Consider the following 20,399-nt stretch of genomic DNA (forward strand, 5'->3'; position numbering starts at 1 on the left):
CATGATCCGAAAATCATTTTAAAGCCTTTTCTAATTTGTACATTAACAAACGATAGTGTTTGCGGGTATCCTCCGATCCGGTATTTACCTTCGTTTTCAACAAATTGTGCGTACGTTTCAAGATATTGTAGTAAACATGCTCCATCGGCTTTCCTTTTCGTTGAACAGAAACATACAGGCTGAATCCGGCTTTTCCCTGATCGATCCTTTCGTCCGGACAAGGTTCCACCGGAACAAGTGCTTCATTTGTAAATCTTCCCAACACGGACTCCGGCAATTCTCCGTAGATCTCACGACTCCGTTCCTTTATCTCTTCCGGAACCGCCACCATCTGATTTTCTCCCGCCAAGGCCAAAACACCCAGAGAAGAACCTTTTTCTCCTCTATTGACACCGGAATTAATCATTAGCATCGACAAAAATCGAAGTTGGTATTTTTTCTCTGTCTCGCTCAATGTTTTGCCCTTTATCGTGGGTTCCCAGATAAAACGATAAAAATCATCCATAAACTCCGCCTCCCCGTAAGGATCCGTCTTTGCTTTCGATGCACAAAGATTTAACGCGAACGGACTTCCCATTAACGATTTGAATAGCTCGTCCTCGACAAGATTAGAGATATCTCCGCGCAGAGGTAACCCCTCGTCAAACTGCATTCCATTCAGCCAAGTCAGATCTCTCATTTGTTCGAATATAAAAGCGACAGCCTGTTTTTGTCTCTCTTTCGGTACCGTAACATAACTCGGACGAGCATCTCCGACATACCGTTCATTCAAATAGATTCCACCGATATTGGCAAACACGTGATTGATATACCGGAAATATTGGTACACGATTTCGTTGTACATCGTGGAACGGAACGTGTAGTCATAATCTTTCTCCCCGACCCACTCATTCAGGTGATTCAACAGGTATTTTAGATTCTTGACCCCGTACGTTGCCGATTTTATAGGATCGTCTCCCAAATCTTCTTCCATCGAACTCGGATCGATATGAACCTGCAATTGTTGTTTCCCGTACCGATATACAGGATCTCCCGATTTTTCAGCAATCCAACTACTCAACGTAGCAACTTCCTCCTCGGGAGTCTGAGCATCGAACAAAGGAGCATACAACCACTTTATAGAAAAATAGTCGCTCTCGCCCAATTCAGGAGGAGTCAAACGAACACCTCGCTCTTTGTCTCCCGGCTGTGCCACGTAATTGTTCCGGGCATAGTCCATAATAGAATACGTTGTACCGTATTTTCGCGTAAATGACGGAGAGCGTAACGAATCCGTGGGAATAGAAGAAGAACCCGCCATATTATGCATCAAAGACAAACAATGACCGACCTCGTGACTAACGACATAGCGGATACACTCACCCAGCAATTTCTCGTCCATTGTCATCGATCGTACATCGGCATCGGCAGGTGCCGTTTGCAGGAAACGCCAGTCTTGTACCAACTTGATCAAGTTGTGATACAGGTAGACAGAAGCATTTAAGATTTCCCCGGTTCTGGGATCCGTCCAGGAGGGGCCCATGGCATTTGCCACTTGAGAGGGAGAATAACGCACGCAAGAATACTTCAAATTATCCGGATCAAATTCAGGATCATTGGCTGGAAAATCTTTGGTCACTACCGCATTTTTAAACCCGATCTTTTCAAAAGCCAGATTCCACTTTTCTATCCCTTCTTTTATGTAGGGTTTCCAACTTTCCGGAAAAGTATTATCGATGTAAAACACGATCGGTTTGCGAGGTTCTACCAGTTCTCCCCGCCGATATTTTGCCTCGTCTTTCGGTTCCAACCTCCAACGATTCGTGAAATAAACCCGTTGTACACCATTTCCTTCATTGCTAAAGGTGGATTTTTCCATCACGAAAATATTTATCCTGGGATCTGCTATCCTGAGACGCATAGGCTCTTCGGGTAATAAAACAAAACTACGGGTCATCACCGCGGTGAACGGCTTCTTATACGTGTAATAATACCGTTGATCCCTCACGCTAACAATATATGTTAAGGAAGATCTCACGCTTACATTATCCGAGAAAGCTTTGACTCCGGCAATCTGAGAATCCGCGGCCTTGTACTCCTTTTCGATCCAAGCCCGACCGTATCCGGTTGCCGGAGCATAAGGATTAAAAGGACCGATATCATCATTATCCGACAGCAGGAAGTCTGTCATGTCGATCACCACGTTGGCACTGTCCGGACTAAAGGCCAGAATCTTAAAATTCCGCAAAATAGCAGGTACCGTACTCTCTTTTATTCTCTGCTCGATATTGGCATCCTTAGAGATAAAATTAGAGGTAACTGTTCTCAAGTTGATCAAAGAGTCTGCACGAGTAAATACGACATGCAAAGGCTCACGGGGTTTTTCTCCCACGATAGCAAAACGGTTATCCGTTATTTCACTGACCGTTGAACCCAACAACATCTCTTTATCCAACATCGTTACCGGCAATTCAAAATAGACCTTACCATCCATTTTATGAAGCGTGATCATTCCGGGAACAGTTTCACAAGCCTTATCCTTGAATAACTTTTGGTATTTCGTCTCCTTTTGTTCCTGCTTCGAGGAGGTAGCGGTTTTCTTTCTCTTTCGAGCATCAACCGTTAGGGTAAGGCCAAGCATTACCAGTAAAAGAAATAAAATTTTTAATTTCATACAACAGTGATTTTTTTAATTTATAGACAATAAACGTGGAATGGGACAGGACTTTCGCCCCGTTCCACGCTATAGATTTCAAGATTTGGTTCTTAATATTGCTTGTAGAAGTGATCCACGATTTTTCCCGGAACTCTCGTTTGATAAATCGGTTCCGGCAATTCCGGAGCCACGAAAGCTTTTTCCGAAACATCCAGGAGATAAAAATCTCCACTATCTAATCCCACTGCCAGCACGTTATCTTTTTGCGAGTAGTCCGACTCAATGGAGGTGATATTCCCGGCAAAACCGGTACTCAAACGATAAGGATATAGCATCGATGTATTCAGATCGTAATAATACAATTCTTTTCCTTTCCCGATAAACAAATAGGGTCTCGTTCTGAGACGATGCCAAACCGATGTTTCGGACAAGAGTGCAGAAGCTTTAAACTCTTTTTTCGTCAACTCTTTACACTCTCCCAGTAAAGGTCCCGCGAAAGAGTAGACGAACACCTTTCCATCCTTATCTTTTATCAAAGAAAAGACTGACGCAACACCATTATAACCGGTATTATACAATTGAGAATAGAGATTTTCATAAGCATATAGATTGGCGGGGGAAGGAACTCCCGTCGGGAGAGTCTCCGGGGCTGTAACCACGGAGGTACCTCCCGCACTGGATAGAGATCCTCCTTTTACGATCATAAAAGCTCCTTGTGTCTTATCATACAGTATCATATCGTACATTTCTCCTTTAGGATGGTCATTCAATAAATATTGAGCGTTCACCTTCTGTTTTTTATACTCCATGGGAATTGCGACAAAAGAACTATAGTTCAATTTATTACGATCATATATTCTAGTATACACATTTCCATCCTGTCCAATCACAACGCCACAACAATCTCCGAAAGCGAAGCCTTCCGCTTTAAACCCGGCATCCGGTAACATCTCTCCTACAAATTCGGATTTTAAAGTTTTAGTCAATTTCAAATCTTTCGGATCCAAAGAAACAGATCCTTCGGGACCATCTTGTAGAATCCTAAGCTCATAGGGTTCCCCCCATTTTATTCCTTTTTTGTTCAGTAAGATTCGGTGAGGCCGGGTTCCCAAATCCCCTCCCCATAAAGTTGAATATAACCGCTGATCCGTTATGTACTCGTCATTCCGCACACGTACCATATTTACCCGGGACTTTCCATTCTCATCCGACAAAATAAACCATCCTGTTCCGTAAGGACTTTGGTAACTGACACCGATATTCGAGGACCACATCATTCCGGTTGTAGTATCCGTCACGATCAAGATTCCTTCTACGCTACCGGTCTCTCCCTCGAACACGTAGCTCATGTTCTTTTCGGAGCAAACGCATCCGTATTTTCCAAAATAATAATTGAATTTAAGTACATTCGTATCTGCATTCGGGTTATCCAGCCTCAGTTTCGGAGTAAAAATAGCCGGTTCTCCATAATAGGGTTTTGCCGTCCATGATTTAAAGAGCACCGTAACCTTATTTTTCTCCATATCCTTGTAATCGTAATTTCCTTTATCCTCATAGCAAGCAGAGAATAAAAACAAGGTAAATAGCGTTACATATATTAATTTATTCCATTTCATAATCTTACTTTTTAATATTAACCTTTAACCGGAACTGTCATCAGGGAACCGTCTTTTTCTGTTACAGGTCCCTCCGGAGAATCAGCTCTCTTTTCCAAGTGATATTTCAATTTCAGGGCCCACGTACGAATCATTCCCTCGTCCACCTTACCCGTCAGATCCGGTTGTGCAGCAATCATCAACTCCCGAATTTTTTCATCGGAATAGGCCCCCAGGTAATAGCGTTCCGTGTTACGAGACCACCAATCGGGTTTAGCTACGTTATCATTGATTTTTATATACATCCGACGATAATTGCGGTCTCCTAATTGAAAGGCATCATTCTCCTTTAACTCGATGCACAACATATCCGTTCTCGTCTGTAATTCGGGATAGTTTTTCAGATGAATCTTAAACGTATCCAAATGACTCATGGCACTCATTTCGGGTTGCGGTAAGTCATAGTATTGAGCCGCCATCGTGGTTTTTTTCTCGTTCACGACCAATGATATTGGTTGTTTTTCCCGATAAGGATCTCCCGTGAAACGAACGGACACGGGTAAATCGTACTCCTGCAAGTTTCCCAACAGAAAGAACGAGACCACCAAGGTATCCGATTCCTTTTCCACGAACGAAATATACCCTTCGGACTGATACACCTCTACCTCATCCGTACTACACCCGATAAAGGCAAACAAAACGATTAAACTATATAAATATCTTTTCATAATCTATCAATTAAAATACATTCTGACTATTCGGAATATCAAATACGAACACCTTAGCACTGGGTGCGATTTCAGATCCAACCGTTAGAATCGGACGATTCAAACGTTTATACATAAAAAATAATTGTCCTTCCCCGATAAACTCCCGCCGGGCATCATTTAACAGAACATCGTAAAAATCTTTTTCCGAAGTAAAAGAAGTTATCTTCCGTTTACATCCCCGCGCATCTCTCAATTCTTTCAATATTTTCACGGCTTCGGGTTCCCTTCCCTGATGATAGAGACACTCTGCCAGGATATAATAAATTTCGCTCATCCGCAAATTCGGTAAGGCCCTCCCCTCATCCCGATTTATATTTGCATCACCGGAAATACGCTGGTACTTGATAGACCAATAGACCTCTTCCCCGTACACTTCTTTATGATCCAACAGATAATTCAAGCGATAATCGTCTTTATCGTTCGCAAAAATTTCGTTTACACCCTGAATTTGCATCGCCTGATCCACCCACCACACGTTATAGTCGACATAATTATTCAATAAATCGAAATTATAGAAAGAGAAGAGGCCATCCGACAAATGCTTTTTTTGCCGATATTTCAGATCGTCCGTAAAATCAGAGGATGCGTTCCATTTAAACCATTTTTTCTTTACGACAAAAGTATTATAAAATTCAGAGGCATATTTATAAGCATTATCTCGATCTCCCTTATACATATATACCCGAGCCAACATCCCAAGCACAGCACAATAATTAAGGCGATATCCCCTGTTGTTCATAAATTTTCCACCCTTTACGCTGTATAATCCCTTTATACGCACATCGACATTACTCATTCCTGTCGCATTATACGAGGTATCGTTAAATGCCAATAGATCCTTGGCTTGTAGTAAATCTTTGATCACTTCATCCAACGCTTCCGTAGCGGTCAATTTCTTTTTGATCTCGGAAGGCCATTCCGTCTGATAAGGGATCAGATGCTTCGGAGCATCCTTTTCCGTTACCGGAGCCGGGGCAAACAAACGAACAACGTCAAAATGGAAAAAAGCTCGTAACGCTAAAGCTTCACCTGCAATTACATTTTTAGAAACCGTATCTAAAGTAAAAATAGAAGGTGAGGCTTTAGCCACCTCGTTTAACAACAGATTACAATTGGCTATCAGGTTATACAATTTTTCCCATATAGCAGCCACAACAGGCTCCGTCGTCTTGTTATCATAGGTAAATTCAGCAAAATCCCCCTCTTCCTCCAACAAAGACTCCGGATCATAAATCTGAGAAACAGCACTTAGCATACCCCAACTCATATTTTTACCATACAACATTCCCAAGGAAGCTCCTTGATAAATGCCGTTCAACGCATTTTGAAATCCGGTTTCATCCGAAAACAATTTATCCTTATCGATCTGACTTTTAGGTTCTATATCCAACCAATCATTACAGGAAACGGTTAGAAATACCAATAACAATAAAATAACATCTTTTTTCATAATCGTTCTTTTTAGATTTAGAAGCTTATATTTAAGGAGAGATCATACACTCTTGCATAAGGATAAGAGGTCCCCCGCTCCTGTTTTACCGTTGAGAAATGGGCCAATCCCGTTGTATTAAATTGCAATTTCAACACGTTCAATCCCAATTTTCTTACCCAATCGTTATCAAACGTCCAAGCTATACTCAAAGAGTTAAAATCAAGCGTATTGTATTTTTGTACAAAACGGGAGGTCGGACGGGCAATAGCCGAACGATCCTTAATATCTTTCAGAGGTGTTTTATCTCCTATATGCATCCATCGATCGGAAAATACCCGTTTATCCGCATTGTATTTCCACAAATCCACACTTTCGATATGCGTCGGATAAGTATTATTATACCGTTCACCTCCGAACTCGTACATAAAAGAAGCATAGACGGAAAGCGATTTCCAAACGAAGTTAAAACCGAAAGATCCTTTGGCTGCCGGTTCCGTATCGCCGATAATCTGCTGCTCATTGGCTTCCCAATCATAGGTGATGGTTCCGTCCCGTCTCACGTAAACCTCTTGTCCGCTGGCCGGATCGATCCCTAAGGATTTCATCCCGAATATGGAGGTCAATGTGCCCCCCTCCTCGTATTTCAAAAAAGGCTTGGCGTATTTTTCATCAGCAGATTCAAATTCACTCCTGTTATACTCTTCGTAGTAATCGTTTACTTTATTGTTATAATTACTCAACGAATTGGATACTTTTAAAATCTCGTTTTTGTTGTGAGAAAGATTGGCAAAAACAGATACAAACCAGTCCTTTTTATTCAATATATCCGAACGCAATTGAAACTCGTACCCCCGGTTTTCAACCTCTCCCAAATTGTCATAATATTGGGTAAATCCGAAAGAGGAAGGGATATCGATCTGCGTGATCATATCTTTTGTCTTTTCGTAATAGTACGTCCCCTTTAGATAAAACAAACCCTCTTTCAAGGTAAACTCCACTCCAACGTTCGTGCTATTCTTCACCTCCCAACCGAGAGAAGTATTTCCCAAGGCCATCAACTGAACTCCCATACCGGTAATGTACCAGTTTTTATCATAGATCTCGTAGATATCCTTGGCCGCATACGGTTGGAAATTAACCTTACCCGTCTGTCCGTAGGTTAAAGTCAACTTCAGCTGAGAAATCCACGGATTATCGGTCAAAAATGGATATCGATGCATATTCAAGCCGGTTCCCAAGGACCAAAAAGGAGCCCATTTCCTGTCGGCACCGAATTCAGACGAACCATCCAAACGACAAGAAGCATCAAACAAATAGATATCTTTATACGAGTAATTCATGGTTAAGAATGCTCCGAAAAGACGGGTATGGTTATCCGTTTCATTGGTCTTACCCACCTGCTCCTGAGCGTACATAATCGAACTCAGATTCCCGGAAGGAAATCCGCGGTAAAAAGCCGAAGTACCGGAAATAACAGACTCCGTCGTATTCAATCCTAAAGTTCCTGTCAAATAATGGTGTTCGAATATCTGATTATACATCAACAACCAATTGGTCGTCCAACGAAATTGATTCCCGTCTGAAACTGCCAAAGAACCCTTTTTCTCCCCGTTATACTCTTTTGCGTCATTAAAAGTCCCCGATTTCGGATCCAAAAAGTTTTTAGAACCGTCGATCCGTTTGGTCAAGGCGATTTGTCCTTTAAAACGAAATGCTTCCGTTATGTACCAATCCAAACTAAAATTATTGGTAAATTCTTCGTAATAGTTTTTGCTGAAATTTTTAGTTTCTGCTCCCTCGTACATCGGATTCACAAGTGATGTACCATTCCCGTAAAGAGGCAACTCCGGTGTATAATGTCCGGTTTCATCCTTCATTTCGTTATAGGGCAACTGTTTCACGAAATCGCCGAAACTCCCGAAGGGTGAATTTCGGGCACTTACCCGGTCATAGGTAACATGATTCCGTATCTGTAAATCTTTCAATCGATAATCGATGTAAAATCCGGCACCGACCCGATTCCGGTAAGATTTTTTCATCACACCGTTCTCATTGTCATAGCGTAATTCGAATCCATACCGCACGGCATCGTTACCCCCGTCCACGTATACGCTATGTTTATGATTGAATCCCGTACGCAAAGGTTGACTTAACCAGTAAGTATCTACCCCTTTATTGATAGCATTCAATTTTTTCATGTAATTTGTATACACCTGCCTGATATTACTTCCATCCTCTTTCAATTTATAATACCCGGCAGCGACCTCTGCGGCTAATTTCTCCCTGGCATCGAAATAATCGTAACTGGACAAATCCGGAGCAGTCAAACTACCCACGAAATTGTAATTCACGTTCAATTTTCCGGCTTTTGGAGCTTTTGTCTCCACCACGATCACCCCGTTAGAAGCCCGGGAACCGTATATGGCTGTCGCGGCAGCATCTTTCAAGATCGTGATACTATGGATACGGGTCGGATCCATATCGTATATTTTCTCGGCACTCACGTCAAAACCATCCAAAATAAAGATCGGTAAATTCGGATTATTTTTCAACTTCGCTTCGGAAACATCAGCCACGTCCAACTCTCTCACCCCCACTCCCGACTGTCCTCTGACGTAAAATTCGGGAATCGCATTCGGATTAGATCCCATCAGATTATTTTCCATAATGCGAAACGAGGGATCGAACACCTGTAAGGCCGAAATTATATTTCGATTGGCCACTTTCATTAACTCTTTTCCCTCTATTCGAACCGAAGTTCCGGTGTAAGACTCTTTACGTACATTGGCATACCCCGTAACGACCACATCGTCCAAACTCTCGGCCTGTTCTACCAGAACAATATCCAACTCTTTTTTCCCATCGAGAATTTCCTTATCCTTAATATCTTTCAACTTGATGACTTTCGTTTCCATCCCGATAAAGCTAACTTCCAAAACAATATCCTTTATATCCGGAAGCACCAATTGAAAACGTCCTGCCGTATCCGTAGCACAACCCAAGGTTGTCCCTTTTATGATAACGGTTACGCCCGGCAACGGGATCTTCTCCAAATCGACCACCCGTCCTTTAATAGTTTTCTTATCTACTTTTTGAGTTTGCGGGACAACTTTTGTATTCCGAATAACAATTGTCTGATCAACAATTCTATACTGCAACTTCGTTCCTTTCAAACACTTCTCCAGTATAGCCTGAACAGTTGCATTTTTAAAATCCAAGTCAAGGTTTGTTACCTTCGACACCTCCTCGTAACTATACAAACAGGTATAATCACTTTGAGATTCTATCGACTTTAGTACCTCGATCAACGAAACGTTACTCATCTTTAAATTAAACAACACCTCCTGCGATTTCACTTCCGCCCTCAATTGGAGAATAGAAATAAACATAAATAAAATGGTGAATTTCATTGTGACATAGCATTTCCGAAGGCCATAATCACGACCTTGATAATTGAACTTTTTTTTCATACATTTGTGAATTAGATGAATAATTATTTCCGGATACCCTCCGGGAAGGTTTTAGGTCGGAAGATACGGGCGTATCTTCCGACTTTTTTATTTCCGATCTTTTACCATTATGTGATTACCATCGACTTCTATATCAATTTTATTGATTAACGTCAACATATCCAGTATGGGAGCCAACTCCCCGTATCTTTTCAGATTTCCGGTAAACAAAACATCCTTTAAAGATTGATTCTCATAAGACACGCGTATGTCATACCAACGGGAAAGTGTATTCATGATATCTTCCAGACGCTGTTTTTCAAAAACGAACCTCCCCTCTGTCCAGGAACAATACAGACGGGTATCCACGGGCATAACGGCCGTCTGACCGTTCCGTTTATCCAATTTCAATTGTTCCCCAGGCAATAAAGTATATTGTTCCCCGGCTCTCTCGAAAGCAACTTTTCCATTTACCAACGTGGTTTCAAGGAAATTTTCATCACCGTAATCCCTCACGTTAAAAGAAGTTCCCAACACACGTATTTCCCCTTGCTCCGAATGAATAACAAAGGGAGCCGTCGTATCCCGTGCAACCTGAAAAAAAACCTCCCCCTTCATAAAAACCTCCCGGATTCCGCTCCGGAAAGAAGCCGGATAACGGATTTCGGACTCCGAATTCATCTGCAAAACACTTCCGTCGCTTAACGTCAGCGTATACTCTCCTCCCCGGGGGATGGATATCGTATGATATTGCTCTTCCACAACGGAAGTATCGGATGTAGCATACCGGATAGCTCCTGACATGATCCGCATATGAGCTCCCTCCTTATCTAATTTTCGATCGGTCTCAATTTCGGAAAGATCCACCTGACTCCCGTCTGCTAACGTCAGTATAGCCTTATATGTTCCGGGAATAATTCGGGCAACCTTTTCAGGCTTGGACAAAACAATATTTTCTTTTCCGAGATACAACATTCCCCCAAGCAGTATGAAAAAAGCAATCACGCCGGCATAACGATAAAAACGAACTTTTCTTTTCCGTTCCGCTCGTTTCACTTTTAACATCAACTCCTGATAAGAGGCCGAAATATCGTGTTCGGCAATAAAACGAAATTTATCGACAATAAACTCTTCCGATGTATACCGTTCATACAAACGAGCGTTTTCCGGCGAAGCAAAAATCCAGTCTTCCAATTTCATTCTTCCCGCTTCATCGATCGTTCCGGTTATTCGGGCTGTAATCAAATCCGCAATTTCGTCTATTTCATTATAATTCTCTATCATTCTTGACCGATTTTTATTGTAAAACACTCCATCCGTCAAAAAGTGACAAAGAATCAAATTAAATTTACAAGAAAAATTAAAAACGTATGATCAAGACCCGCTTTCAAAAGGTCTTTTCCCCTCTTTCGCTGCGTTTTAACCGCATCCACAGATATGCCGAGTTTTTCCGCAATGTCTTTATCTTTTAATCCTTCCAAGGTCAAATTGATAACAACTCTGTATTTCTCAGGTAAATAATCCACCGCCTGTCTTAACCGAATAAAAATCTCCTCTTCCAACACGGCATTATAAAAATATTCCTCTGATTCAATCTCGTAATGACTCAGGCATCTCTCTTTTACCTTCTTTCCCCGGATATGATTCAGACATTTATTTCTCACGACAGTATAAAGGTAATACTGAAGTTCATTTCCATCAATAAACAAATGAGGTGAATGCCAGAGTTTATAAAAAGTGTCCTGAACGATATCTTCCGCCTCGTTATAGTCTACATATTTACAAGCAATAGCTAATAAACTATGAAATAATTTTTCATACAAATCTTTGAACTTTACACTATTGGCTCTTTTACTTAACACCATACACCTATAAAAAGCTCATCCGAAACCTATATTAATTAAACGATCGTTTAATAATATGCAAAAATAAATAATTTTATATACGATACAAAAAAATCAATCATTAATAATCAATATGTTAAATAATTATGCAACTAAGAAAATTAAATAAATAAGAATGTTATTAAACGATCGTTTATAGATTCTTATGGGTAATAATCAGCTCACAGATCGTATTAAAGAAGAGGTGTATGCCGTTAAAAATAAAATAAACACGATTTTTGGGTTCCTATTTGATAAAAAATTCTTATTTTTATAGTCTTACTAACTAAAAAACAGTGCAAATGGGAATGATCGCGTCTTACAAGATGGTCGATCCGGATGTTATTGACCGTCTGCTTCAGTTGGATCACGAAGAGCTATCTGAAGAGCTATCCGAAATCAATGAAGATCCTCGATACGAAACAATCGATATAGATAAAAGTTGGGACGGACTTCATTTTTTATTAACCGGCAAATCTGCCGTAGTCTCGATGAAAAACAATCTTCTGAGCGAATCCATCGTGGGGTCGCATCTATTTAGCGAGGACGAAGACAATGATTTCATCGCTTACACCCGATTCGAGGAGTTGGAACCTCTCATCTCAATCTTTAAAAACGTAAACAAAAGAACCCTTTACAAAAAGTTTTCCCCGGATCTTTTCTCTAAAAGCAAGATCTACCCGGATATATGGAATACCAAAAACAAAGCCGAGTTGTTCGAATTTTTATATGAAACCGGTTATAAAAAACTATTGAGATTTTACCGGAGCGCTCTCAAACATAAAAAGTGCGTTATCGTGACGATTCAATAACAGATTATTTGAATACTTCTTCCATGCTTTGGAAAAAATACAATTTTCTCATCCCGGATTCTATATCATTGCAGATGCCGTTAAATGGAAGAAATTGTAAAAATAAAGCGGTATATCCTTAATTTTTTTGATTACCTTGCACCCGCAACAATAAAAAAAAATTATCCGCTATGATTAGAAAGTTTTTACTGATGGCCGTGATTGTTTTCACGGGTGCAACAACGCTTTTGGCACAAAAACAGGGAGGTCCCCGTTCCGGTTACCAATTCGAAACCATTGCCGATCTTAAAACCACCCCGGTGAAGGATCAACAAAGTGTCGGGACCTGCTGGGATTATGCCGCCCTCTCCTTTTTGGAATCCGAACTATTGAGAATGGGAAAACCGGAATACGATCTTTCCGAATTATTCGTTGCCAAAAATACTTATTACGAAAAAGGAATCCGTTATATCCAATTCCACGGATCAAATAACTTCGGAGAAGGAGGACAGGCACACGATGTCATCCTCATGATTAAAAAATACGGTATTGTTCCGGAAGAGGTATACACGGGACTCCAATACGGCAGGGATTTTCACATCCACGGCGAATTGGTCGAAGCTCTAAAAGGGATGCTGGATGGTATCAACAAAAACCCGAACCGCCGTCTTACCCCGGTTTGGCCAAAAGCTTACGAAAGCATTATCGACACCTATTTAGGAGCGACCCCGGAAAAATTCACCTACAAAGGAAAAGAATACACCCCAAAAACGTTCGAGGCTTCTTTAGGGCTCAATCTGGACGATTACGTGGAAATCACCTCCTTCCAGGAATTTCCTTTCTATACACAGGTTGTACTTCCCATTCCCGACAACTGGGCTCACGGTGTTTACTATAATCTTCCGATCGATGAATTGATCGAGATCATGAACAACTCTTTGAAAAAGGGATATACCGTATGTTGGGACGGAGATGTCAGCCACAATAGTTTTAACCACGGAGCCGGTTTAGCCATCTTGCCGACCGACGAACCTTCCGAAATGATCAATGCCGAAATCGACAAATGGCAGACATTAAGCGAAAAAGAGAGAAAATCTAAAATGTCCTCTTTCGAAGAACCCGTACCGGAGATGAGAATCGACGATTCAAAACGTCAATTCAGATTCGACAACCGGCAGACGACCGACGACCATTTGATGCATATCACGGGCCTATTGAAAGACCAAAACGGCACGCTTTACTATAAAACCAAAAATTCGTGGAATGCAGACAGTAATCCATTCGGCGGTTATCTTTACATGTCGGAACCGTATTGCCGTTTACAAACCGTGGCTATTATGGTACATAAGGACGCCATCCCCAAAGCGATTCGAAAAAAATTAGGACTTTAATCCGATAAAAAACAGCATCTTCCAGATGCTGTTTTTTTATTCTAATCCATTTTTACCCACTTCACGGCATCCGCTATTATGATTTGACTATAAGATGATTTATAGTGCGTATACCCTTTCCACGTGGTCAAACTACGTACAGTGGACCAAAATTCCCCCTCCTTCTCTTCCGATTTCCCTCTATCATCCAAGGAGACTCGTGCCAATCCCTGTTCCAGATAATAGGTACCCAGCGATATCCACCCGGAGGTTCTTCGCGTCGGTCGTATGACAACTTCACGCTCGGCTTTACCATCATACACAAAATAATGGACGGGATTACGTAAAGAGGACACGCCACGGGAACCCGAACTTTGATATGGTACATGATAAACAAATATTTCATAATTTCCCGCCTCCTTAATATCGACTTCCCATATCGCTTTACACTCTCCGTTACCTACCAATTTAGCGTAAGCATCTTTCACGTATTGTCCGTAACACTGCTTGTCCACCAATTTTGCCCAATTATTGGCAGAGAATCGATTGTATGAATACTTATCTTCTTGTTCTCCTTTAAACCAACGGACAAGCTTCTTACCGGACAAATACTCCAAATGAAACCCCTTATCCGTGTTATCCACGATAATCTCTCCCGGTATTGACTGAAAAACGAGAGAATCGGCATCGTATATACCCGGAACGGTGTCTTTTGAAAAGTAATCGCTGATTCTGAAAAAATCATACTGAAATTCCCCCGGAATGTTCGCCGACACCCCGGTATTAATTGTCAACCGGCTTATTTTGCCTGAAATAACAATCTTTTTACTCTCTCCCTTTCCAATTAAATAGTATAAACTTCTCGGCCGGTTATTTTCTGTTACCGAGACCTCGATAATACCGTCACGCTTCCCGGAATTTCGAATATAAAAACGGATGAACTTCTGCATTTCGTTTTCACCCTGAACAAGCTGAACATTCCGCACGGCGAACAAAGGTAGAGATGAAGATTCATACCATTCCCGCAAAAAATCCTCTATATCAACCCCGAACTTCTCTCGCACTTTAGCTATAAACTGCCCGTACGTGTATTCCTGAAAAGGTAAATCCCTAAACGCTTTCCAAAATTGTTTTACCGTTTCCGGAGAAGAGTAAAAGATCAAGTAGTTTTCTAACGATTTACTTTTCAACCTTACGACCTCGTCCAAAACTTCTCGTTTCAAAGTCCGGTCCCTTAAAGCCATCTTAAAAGAAGCTCCTCCCCGCAAATAATAACGAGCCTCCAACAGATCGGACAAGCTAAATTCGTATTCAGACCGATCTTTTATCGACGACTGTATACAATTCCCCATAACCGCATCCAAAACCGGAATTTCCGAAGAGAACACCGATTTCGGTCGAAAAAGAGGATATATAAAATACCGGCAACCATAACCATGATTATTAGCATCAGACGAAAACATGAACCTGCGGTAAAGTTCCCCGAATCTTCCGTTATTTTCCAAAAAACGGCTCAAAAACGAGAGGATGGCCATCGGACTTATCCCTTCCTCTTCCCTATCTTTAGCCGACACCGGACAAGCTTCCTTACCTTCCGGAAAAAAAAGCATCTCCGGCTGAACAAATTCACTTGAATTTTTCCAGAAACGGTAATAAGCAACCATAGAAGGAGGCGTTTCTATACAATAGAAATTTTTATACGGATATAGCACTTCTTTTATCTCTTCCAACCGGGAAAAAGCATTAAACACGAATCGATCCGAGTCATAAGGAAAAATATCGTGTCCTTTAAAATGTAGAATCGAAAACTTCCAATCTCCGATCTGTTCCGTTTCTTCTTCAAAAGGTCCCGTACAAAGAGTGATTCCGGACAAGCATTCCGGAGAAGAGAAACAAACCGTGTCTCCGTGAACAGACATTTTCCCCTGCGACACGACTCTATCATCATTTGCAGGGATCACCCGAAGCGAAAAAAGGGATTTATTCCGTATCGTCTCGTAGGGTGAAGAGGGATCCGCCGGAGGATAAATCACCGGATACCAAAGACATTCAGGTAGTAACAAGGTATAATTCGAATCTAAATAACAATAACGACGACCGGGCACAAACGACTGGATTTCAAAGCTCGGGTAAAAATACTCTTGATCCGGAATATCCAGGTAACAGATCCGCTCGTCTATACTTCCTTCGTATTCCATGTCGAATACGGCTTTTTCACCGGGAGACAAGGTCGTCTCTAAAATAATTGCCTGATGTTCTTTCCGAAAGACGACCATTTTACCGTCCCGTTCTATTCGGACCACGTTCAGAAAAGGATTCAGATAAAAAAAAACACGAGGCAGACCTACACGACTGCAATTCTCCAACTCGAGCCGACTTTGCATTTCCACCCGCTCTCCTTTCAAATGACAAATTATATCATGAGAAAGTAATGCCAAACAAGCAGAAGAGGGATATTTCAAATAAGTTTGTCGATAAATTTCCCGAATCTCTTTTTCCTTTTTTACACCGTACACCGGAATATACCCTATTCCCAATCCGCACAAGACAAGAACCAAACCGGATAAATGAAATCTTATCTTCCTGCTCTGTCGATTAGGTAATCGTTTTATGAAACCGACAGCGCTCACGAGTGCCCCAGTACCTACCAGTAAGAAAGAAAAACGTTGAACCAAATATTTCCATAAATCGAAATGTCCCGTTATACCTGAAAAACCATTCGGCAACATCCTGCCGTACAAATCTAAAAATTCCACCGGCTTGGCATAAACGAAAAAAAGATACAGTAACCCGAATAAAAACAAAACCGGAAAATAACGATTTCTAAAAACGGCGCAAACCCATACACAAATCCCCAGCATAAACACGAACGCGGGAATCGTAAAAGAAAAAAAATAAAAAAAATAAAGCCTCAAATCGAAGGGAGAATCACTCGCAAAAAGATGGATAAAAAACGCCACTCCCATGACGATCAAATTCATTCCCATGAGAAGTACCGTTATTCCTCCGATTTTACCTATAAAATAATCCCGGTTATCAAACGAGCGTACCATTACCGTTTCCAAAGTATCTTTCTCTCTCTCCCGCCCAAAAAGCTCCAACACGATAAAAACAACAAGTAGTGATAACCAAAAATTAAACAAGTAAGCATTCATCAAAGGAAAAGAACTGGGCAAAGCAACCATCTTTATATTAAAGGGCTTTAAATTGCTTTGTAAATAAAAATGGTAATATCCTATAAACAAAACAGCCAATACAAAGAAAATATTATATATCCAGTTTCTTCTCCCGATTTTTATCTCGTATCGAGTAACAAGCATTATATCTCGAAAATTGATCATACGAAACGAATTGGCTTCTGACAAAAAATTAAAAACACTCACAGGGAATAAACAAAAAAGAACCTATCTCTCTTTATTCATTCCCCTTTTACAAATCCATTTCTGACGGTTATTCCCTCCACATATATACATCTTTATTCTCGAATCTTCTTCCTGTTACTTTTAAAGACTCTATTAATTCCTGATAATTATCTTTTGAAAATTTCACATCGTAATACTTCACCTCTTCCTCCAATAAACCTTCAAATGTAAGACTATAATATCCATCTACCTCCGTGAGGTCCACGACGAGATCATTATAAACGACTCGAACATCCTCCAAGGGTTCCAATTCGTCATCATCATAAACAATACCAGATACAACGCCATCATAATACTTAGAACCGACTACAAATCCAGTTTCCACAATAAAAAAAGAGAGCATAATCACGTAAAATATCATCTTTTTCATAACATTTGTCTTAAAAATTAATAATAAAATATCTCTCAAAAGAATGTGTTTTCATTCTTTATGAGAAGCCTCTTTTTGCATTAAAAGATCCGGAGCGTTCATAATACGACCCAACGATTGCAAAACCGTATCAATGGAAACCTTGGCATATCCCGATTTGGTAAAAACCATTTTTTGTCTTTTATTACCGCCGACAAAAGAGACCAGGTAGTTCCCGCACGTCGAAGTGGTTGAGACGCGTATGTTCATGCAAGTTACGCCTACTCCGGAAAGCGGTTCTCCGGTTTCGGCATCTTTTACCTTTCCCCGGTAAATAACCTGTTTCACCGTATCCATATTTAATAAAACATCAGGCAAAACGATTCTCCCCTTCCCTCGTTTCATCCCCCTTTTTATCGTGTCTATCTCTTGTGATTTTCGTTTATACCCTACAATAGAATAGCGAATCTCCGCAGATTTTTTTAATTTTAGAACAGGTAACCGATAAAACCCGCTCGTATCTGTTTGTACCGATTCCTTTTTTTTACTTTCAGGATCAAAGGTATACACCTTCACATCAGCCAAAGGATCTCCTGTTTCGGCATCTTTCACGTATCCTTCGTATGTGGCTTCACGACTTCCACAACTCACGGATAAAAGGATACATGCCATTCCTATCAGCCTGTAAACACTTTCATTCATCACGAAAATTTTAAATTAATACATAGATTCCCGTCTCCTTGTTTTTTCAAAAAGGAGATTTACGAGAAAAAACAATTACTCGGAATTTACCCCATAAGACTATATTCTACTTAATTTATAACATATTTTTTACAAATATAAAAATAATCACAAATAAAAACAAAACAATATTTTACAATAGAGATATATTAATAAAAATACAAAAAAATTCATCTAAAAAGAGTTAGCATCTGCTATGGAAGAAAACTTTTTCCGGATCCACCGAGAGAGATGAGTTGTAATTTCGGCCCCGGAGAAAGGGATAAACTCGTCGTACATATCCGCCTGATCAAAATTATCGATGCCGACGGAGAGTACTTCAATGCCCCGTCTACGTCCTTCCCGAACCACTTCCCACACGTGTTCCCGGGCATTCTCCCCGTCATACCCCGTGGCAGAAGGGGCTCCGTCGGAAATCATAAAAAACAATTTGTTTTTTGCATCAGACTTAAATTTATCAAAGCAATAGAGCATAGCATAACCGTCGGCATTGGCATTTAAGGCTGACTGTGAAAACAATTTTCCCCACTGCAATTTTTCTCCGTTCTCGTAAAAACGCACAATCTCTATCTTCTCCGTATCACAACGGTGACCATAGATAGAGAAACGAACGAGGTTGGGATATTTGCTGAAGGCCAAAGCGAGAGCCAATGAAATAACCGTCTGCATTTCGATTTTATCTCCCGTTACCATAGAACCGGACAAATCGAGCAGAATGACGACTTCCAGTATGACCGAAGAAGCATACTCTTCTTCTTGAAAAATATAACGATTATAACGCACCTGATACAATTCGTCCTCGTCCAATTCACCGGAATCCTGTTCGTAAACGGTTCGGACCCGATCCATTTTAGCCGAGAACATGGAGAGACTCAACCGTATCCGAGCCGCAAATTCCTTAGCCCGATTCAGTAAGACTTCCGAAATTTGGGCATCTTCCGCTTCCACCTCCTCTATCCGGTCACAACAACCCAAATTTCCTTTCCATTCCAATTTGGAACGTTCAGAAGAGACAAAAGACCGATTACTAAATAGAGGTTCCGAATTTAAGGTTTTCCGCATATCCCGAATGACAGACTCCGCCATTTTGATTTGTCGGTCCGTTCTAAAATCTTCTACACCCCTGAGTACGTTTTTCATCTCCTGCAAACAAAAGTTATCGGGACAAAAATCTTCCTGCCGAAACAACCGGGCCAATTCTCCCGCGTATTTCTCGACATCAGCGTACGTCAAATCGGCGTATTCCTTTATTTCGTTCAATACCGAATCCACCTCCTTCACCTTCTGTCTATTTGCCGGGAAGGACAACACCTCACGCCGATAAGAACCGAACTCCAGAATATTCGGATACAATATTTTAGAACATATATAATCCAAAAGAGCCTCGGATCCGTCCAACCCGTTACTTTCGTTATCCTCCCCCGGACCGCCGTAAAAACCGACTTGCTCTTCTATGGCATTTATCCCCACGGCCATATCCAAACGACGGGCTGCATAAAGATAAAAATGATATCCCGGAAAATCCCTGACTAATTTAGATTCCACCCGACGGTCTTCCAGCATATGAATCAATTCATATTGTAAACGGGTATATCTCCATTTTTTCGAATCCAAATGAACGATCTCCTTCCCGGTATATACCATATGCGCCATTTCATGCACGAAATGACCGAAAAACGAATATACTCTTATCTCATCGGAAAAAGCCAAACGCAACAATTTCAGATTCAATGCGATCTGCATAGGATTCATTGCCAGCCCCGGAGCTTTATTGGATAAGATCATTTTAGGAATCTCTCCGGTAACATGATACGCGATCCGGGCACAAACGGGAACCAAGGCCAATATATCGGTCGTACCGAGATTCCGGTCGACCAGATTCCGGGCCCGCGGGAAGTCTCCCCACCAATCCCGATCCATGAATTGCTCCTCGTATATTTCCTCTATTTTTCGAAAATCCAT

General features: G+C 41.0%; 13 protein-coding genes. 2 read left to right on the top strand and 11 right to left on the bottom strand.

The genetic code is table 11. The annotated features are described in order from the left end of the window. Window positions 1–13: 13 nt before the first annotated feature. From NVS78_RS13225 to NVS78_RS13255, 7 genes are all read right to left on the bottom strand, one after another. The gene (locus NVS78_RS13225; RefSeq protein WP_286359583.1) at window positions 14–2,653 is read right to left on the bottom strand and encodes a zinc-dependent metalloprotease; all 2,640 of its coding nucleotides are present in this window, start codon (window positions 2,651–2,653) and stop codon (window positions 14–16) included. A 92-nt stretch (window positions 2,654–2,745) separates the two neighbouring features. Further along, window positions 2,746–4,251, bottom strand: a complete 1,506-nt coding sequence (locus tag NVS78_RS13230) for a PKD-like family lipoprotein (RefSeq protein WP_286359584.1) — start codon at window positions 4,249–4,251, stop codon at window positions 2,746–2,748. Window positions 4,252–4,268: 17 nt separating this feature from the next. Further along, complete coding sequence (locus NVS78_RS13235; RefSeq protein WP_059025174.1) at window positions 4,269–4,958, bottom strand: DUF4843 domain-containing protein; 690 nt, start codon at window positions 4,956–4,958, stop codon at window positions 4,269–4,271. Between the two features lie 10 nt (window positions 4,959–4,968). Further along, window positions 4,969–6,450 (bottom strand): RagB/SusD family nutrient uptake outer membrane protein, encoded by a 1,482-nt coding sequence (locus NVS78_RS13240; RefSeq protein WP_286359585.1) that lies wholly within the window; start codon window positions 6,448–6,450, stop codon window positions 4,969–4,971. Between the two features lie 17 nt (window positions 6,451–6,467). Then, window positions 6,468–9,902 (bottom strand): SusC/RagA family TonB-linked outer membrane protein, encoded by a 3,435-nt coding sequence (locus NVS78_RS13245; RefSeq protein ID WP_286359586.1) that lies wholly within the window; start codon window positions 9,900–9,902, stop codon window positions 6,468–6,470. An 87-nt stretch (window positions 9,903–9,989) separates the two neighbouring features. After that, complete coding sequence (locus NVS78_RS13250; protein WP_286359587.1) at window positions 9,990–11,165, bottom strand: FecR family protein; 1,176 nt, start codon at window positions 11,163–11,165, stop codon at window positions 9,990–9,992. A gap of 53 nt (window positions 11,166–11,218) precedes the next feature. Continuing rightward, the gene (locus NVS78_RS13255; RefSeq protein ID WP_059025182.1) at window positions 11,219–11,746 is read right to left on the bottom strand and encodes an RNA polymerase sigma factor; all 528 of its coding nucleotides are present in this window, start codon (window positions 11,744–11,746) and stop codon (window positions 11,219–11,221) included. A 320-nt stretch (window positions 11,747–12,066) separates the two neighbouring features. On the opposite strand from NVS78_RS13255, the gene NVS78_RS13260 reads away from it, so the two are divergent. Then, window positions 12,067–12,576 carry a YfbM family protein gene (locus NVS78_RS13260; RefSeq protein WP_286359588.1) on the top strand — a complete coding sequence of 170 codons (510 nt, stop codon included), beginning with the start codon at window positions 12,067–12,069 and terminating at the stop codon, window positions 12,574–12,576. 170 nt (window positions 12,577–12,746) lie between these two features. Continuing rightward, window positions 12,747–13,946 carry a C1 family peptidase gene (locus NVS78_RS13265; protein ID WP_070807423.1) on the top strand — a complete coding sequence of 400 codons (1,200 nt, stop codon included), beginning with the start codon at window positions 12,747–12,749 and terminating at the stop codon, window positions 13,944–13,946. A gap of 41 nt (window positions 13,947–13,987) precedes the next feature. Here the strand turns inward: NVS78_RS13265 and NVS78_RS13270 are convergent, their stop codons facing one another. The 4 genes from NVS78_RS13270 to NVS78_RS13285 form a co-directional block, all read right to left on the bottom strand. Further along, window positions 13,988–17,266 (bottom strand): golvesin C-terminal-like domain-containing protein, encoded by a 3,279-nt coding sequence (locus tag NVS78_RS13270; RefSeq protein WP_286359589.1) that lies wholly within the window; start codon window positions 17,264–17,266, stop codon window positions 13,988–13,990. Window positions 17,267–17,375: 109 nt separating this feature from the next. After that, window positions 17,376–17,717 carry a hypothetical protein gene (locus tag NVS78_RS13275; RefSeq protein WP_286359590.1) on the bottom strand — a complete coding sequence of 114 codons (342 nt, stop codon included), beginning with the start codon at window positions 17,715–17,717 and terminating at the stop codon, window positions 17,376–17,378. Between the two features lie 51 nt (window positions 17,718–17,768). Further along, window positions 17,769–18,398: a carboxypeptidase regulatory-like domain-containing protein gene (locus NVS78_RS13280; RefSeq protein WP_286359591.1), complete on the bottom strand. Its 630-nt coding sequence runs from the start codon at window positions 18,396–18,398 to the stop codon at window positions 17,769–17,771. A gap of 213 nt (window positions 18,399–18,611) precedes the next feature. Continuing rightward, window positions 18,612–20,399, bottom strand: coding sequence for a vWA domain-containing protein (locus NVS78_RS13285; protein ID WP_286359592.1), 1,788 nt, complete (start codon window positions 20,397–20,399; stop codon window positions 18,612–18,614).

It is taken from the genome of Gabonibacter chumensis (assembly GCF_024741215.1).
GTDB classification, from domain to species: Bacteria; Bacteroidota; Bacteroidia; order Bacteroidales; family Marinifilaceae; genus Gabonibacter; species Gabonibacter massiliensis.

Coding starts and splice junctions, on each gene's coding strand:
- NVS78_RS13225 (WP_286359583.1), bottom strand. CDS start 2,653: ATGAAATTAAAAATTTTATTTCTTTTACTGGTAATGCTTGGCCTTACC.
- NVS78_RS13245 (WP_286359586.1), bottom strand. CDS start 9,902: ATGAAAAAAAAGTTCAATTATCAAGGTCGTGATTATGGCCTTCGGAAA.
- NVS78_RS13235 (WP_059025174.1), bottom strand. CDS start 4,958: ATGAAAAGATATTTATATAGTTTAATCGTTTTGTTTGCCTTTATCGGG.
- NVS78_RS13260 (WP_286359588.1), top strand. CDS start 12,067: ATGGGAATGATCGCGTCTTACAAGATGGTCGATCCGGATGTTATTGAC.
- NVS78_RS13285 (WP_286359592.1), bottom strand. CDS start 20,399: ATGGATTTTCGAAAAATAGAGGAAATATACGAGGAGCAATTCATGGAT.
- NVS78_RS13240 (WP_286359585.1), bottom strand. CDS start 6,450: ATGAAAAAAGATGTTATTTTATTGTTATTGGTATTTCTAACCGTTTCC.
- NVS78_RS13270 (WP_286359589.1), bottom strand. CDS start 17,266: ATGATCAATTTTCGAGATATAATGCTTGTTACTCGATACGAGATAAAA.
- NVS78_RS13255 (WP_059025182.1), bottom strand. CDS start 11,746: ATGGTGTTAAGTAAAAGAGCCAATAGTGTAAAGTTCAAAGATTTGTAT.
- NVS78_RS13275 (WP_286359590.1), bottom strand. CDS start 17,717: ATGAAAAAGATGATATTTTACGTGATTATGCTCTCTTTTTTTATTGTG.
- NVS78_RS13250 (WP_286359587.1), bottom strand. CDS start 11,165: ATGATAGAGAATTATAATGAAATAGACGAAATTGCGGATTTGATTACA.
- NVS78_RS13265 (WP_070807423.1), top strand. CDS start 12,747: ATGATTAGAAAGTTTTTACTGATGGCCGTGATTGTTTTCACGGGTGCA.
- NVS78_RS13230 (WP_286359584.1), bottom strand. CDS start 4,251: ATGAAATGGAATAAATTAATATATGTAACGCTATTTACCTTGTTTTTA.
- NVS78_RS13280 (WP_286359591.1), bottom strand. CDS start 18,398: ATGAATGAAAGTGTTTACAGGCTGATAGGAATGGCATGTATCCTTTTA.